Below are 2,872 nucleotides of genomic sequence, written 5' to 3' on the forward strand. Positions count from 1 at the left end.
TGTGGGGGTCAGGGGTTCGAGTCCCCTTAGCTCCACCCATTGATGCAGGTCAGGCCCGGTATACTGCCGGGCCTGACCTGTTTTTATTCAGCCAACCCCGCGTTTACCCCACGGTTTGGATTCAATTTCCATCGTGCTGTGGTGCCGACGCCGGACGGTACGGTCGGAATCAGGGTCGGTCCGTGTTGATCCCGCTCCTGGCCACGATCACAGCACTCTCAGATCTTCCGGCACCAAGGTTCTCTGTGTGGCTGCACTGATCTGCGATTCTGAATGTAGTAAGTGTGTCACGGTGGCGGTTCGTGTTTCCGGCGATGCATAGGTGAAGATATGGGCCGCCGCAGGCGGCCCGCACCGGCGCGGGCACCGACGGTCACACTCGATTCGAATTCGCCTGGCCGCCTTCGTCCATGGGTTTGCCGCCGCGGGACCGCCGGCGAATCTCCTGGCGTGAGAGCGAACCCGTGCAATCGCGGCCGGGTGGCGCAGCAGCCCCCTGCGGGCGCCCGGGTCGCTGGGCGCGCAAGGCGCCTGTGAATACGGGGCGCGTAGCCGATCGTGCGCCCCAGCGTGGGGCTCACGCAGTGATCGCTCAGCTTGGCGGGCAGCCGTGAGCGGGGCCTTCGTGTCGCAGGTTCGGTTCCCTGGCAGGAATCGAACCGGGCGGCCTAGCCTGCTGGGTCACCGAACCGGCCGCACGGGCGAGCCGGTAGGCGATGTCGTCAGCCCAGGAGTTCGGTCTCCGCGGCGGGCGTCGATGGCGTCGAGCTGAGAGTGGGTGCCTTCTTTGCTGGGGCTGAGGTAGCGCTGCAGGGTGCGGCGTTCCTCATGGCCGGACAGGTTCATCAGGTCGGCCTCGGTCGCGCCGTCCTCCCCGGCGTGTGTGAGCCGGGAGTGCCTCAGGTCGTGGGGATCCCAGCCGTCGGTCGCGGCACCGAGGTGCCGTTCGGCGGTCCGATAGGTCATCCGCTGGCGGCGGCTGACCGGATCGACATGGGCGGCGGCGATGGTGCCGTCGTCGGGGGCGACCCTGGTGGACAGGAAGATCGGGCCGGTACGGCGGCCGGCGAGCAGCTGCCCGAGCAGGCGGGCGGTACCGATGTCGTACAGCAGCTCGTCGGCCTTGCCGCCCTTGCGGATACATCGGGCCCGCCGATTCACGCGGTCGAGGTCACCGACGTCCAGGCGCAGCACCTCCTCGGCGCGCGCGGCCGTCGCGTACAACATCGACCACAACGTCTTGTCCTCCAGCGAGTTCCGCTTGTCGCCGATCAGCCGGTCGATCGCCTCGCGCGAGCGGACCCGGGTCGCATCAGGTTTGGGCTGATACTCACGTCGCAGCCCGGCCATCACCGCGCTGGGGTCGGCGATCCACTCCTGTTCGCCGAAGTAGGCCAGCGCCGAGGCGACTGCGGCGCGATTGGCGTTGAATGTCGCTGGCGCCCTACTCCCCCAACGCGGTTCTGATATTCGCCTGCAGCCGGGCCCGGCCGGCGTCGGTGTCAAGTGCGGCCACGTCGGTGATGCCGGCGAAGGCGACCGGCAGCGCCGACAGGTAGGACCGCACGGTCTCCGGGGAGGTGACTCGGCCCGAGCGTCCGCGGTGCCCGGCCAGCCAGCGGAGGAACTCCTCGAGCGCGGCCGCGGTCGACACCGCGGTGCTCGTGGTGACGATGCTCAGCGTCCGTTCGGTGCCCATCGGTACCCGAATCCCCTTCGGTTGTCAGATAACACGCGGAAAGGGGTGGCGCTGCCGGAGCCGCCCTCCTGGGCGTTCCGGGATCCGCGATCCCCGAGTGTCAGGTAATACGGTGTTATCTGATATCTCCGTCGAGGGACGTCCGATGAGTCCGGGGGATCCGGTCGCGCTTGCGCCGAGGACCATCGAACACCGGCGCGTGGCAACGCTCGCCGGCACCTAGCGGGCTGACCGCGTTCGACAGACGGTGGCCGTCTTTTTCCGAACACGGTGGGTTCCGGTGACGACGTGCTGGTGGTGTGGCCGGATCCGAGTCGGCTCGAATCGTGGTGGGACGCAGTCATACATCCGGCCGAGCGAGACCGGCCGCATGACCTGAACGCCCGATGAGGGTGGCGCCGCTGTTGCGGTGCCACCCTCATCGGGTCACGTCGAGACGGGATCTATTTGGTGTTGATCTTCAGGCCGGGGTTGTCCGCGAGGATCGAGTTGATCGGCTGCGCGTACGACTTCGTGGAGTTGTCGCACTCCCAGGCGCCGCCGGCCGCGAGGCCCAGCGCCTTTGTGCCGGTCATGTAGGGTCCACCGCTGTCGCCCGGGATCGCGCATACGGTCGCCTCGAAGGAGTTGGGCACCGTGGCACCGCGAGGACCGGTGTTGATGGGCACGTCGACGGCGGTGATTTTGCCGCAGGTGAAACCGGTGATCTCGCCGGACTTGCACACCGGCGCCCCGACCACCGGGTCTGCGGTGCCGGTGATCCGCAACGGGTCCCCGCCGTAGGTATCAACGTAGTTGTTCTGGAAACGGTGGGCGACGGCGCCGTCGATATTGATCAACCCGTAGTCGAGGCCGTCGGTGGCCTCCTTACCGAAGGCGCCGACATACGTCCCTCCCTCGTATACCCGGGTGTCGTTTCCGCGGTTGTGGTCGCAGTGCCCGGCGGTGATGGCCACCGCGTTGCCGTCACCGTCGGTGGCATTGAAACCGAACGAGCAGGGGTCGCTGGCGGTCTCGCCGGAGAGGTAGCCCTGGCCACCCATGATGGCGTCGGGGGCCGGCGGCTTGGGCGTGGTGGTGGTGGGCTTGGGCGTGGTTGTCGTGGTGGTGGTGCCGTTTGCGACGGTGACCTGCTGGGTGGTGGTGGATCCGGCGACGCCGTCACGGCCGGAG

Annotated in this window: 3 protein-coding genes; all 3 read right to left on the reverse strand. The window is 67.8% G+C overall.

Going from position 1 to position 2,872, the window contains the following annotated elements:
• Positions 1–681 precede the first annotated feature (681 nt).
• Positions 682–1,350 carry a tyrosine-type recombinase/integrase gene (locus EBN03_RS33465; RefSeq protein ID WP_122192178.1) on the reverse strand — a complete coding sequence of 223 codons (669 nt, stop codon included), beginning with the start codon at positions 1,348–1,350 and terminating at the stop codon, positions 682–684.
• Between the two features lie 94 nt (positions 1,351–1,444).
• Complete coding sequence (locus EBN03_RS33470; protein ID WP_122192179.1) at positions 1,445–1,699, reverse strand: hypothetical protein; 255 nt, start codon at positions 1,697–1,699, stop codon at positions 1,445–1,447.
• Between the two features lie 443 nt (positions 1,700–2,142).
• On the reverse strand, positions 2,143–2,872 hold a 730-nt coding region (locus tag EBN03_RS34410; protein ID WP_233608818.1), incomplete at its 5' end, for a S1 family peptidase.

It is taken from the genome of Nocardia stercoris, assembly GCF_003696265.1.
Classification (GTDB): Bacteria; Actinomycetota; Actinomycetes; order Mycobacteriales; family Mycobacteriaceae; genus Nocardia; species Nocardia stercoris.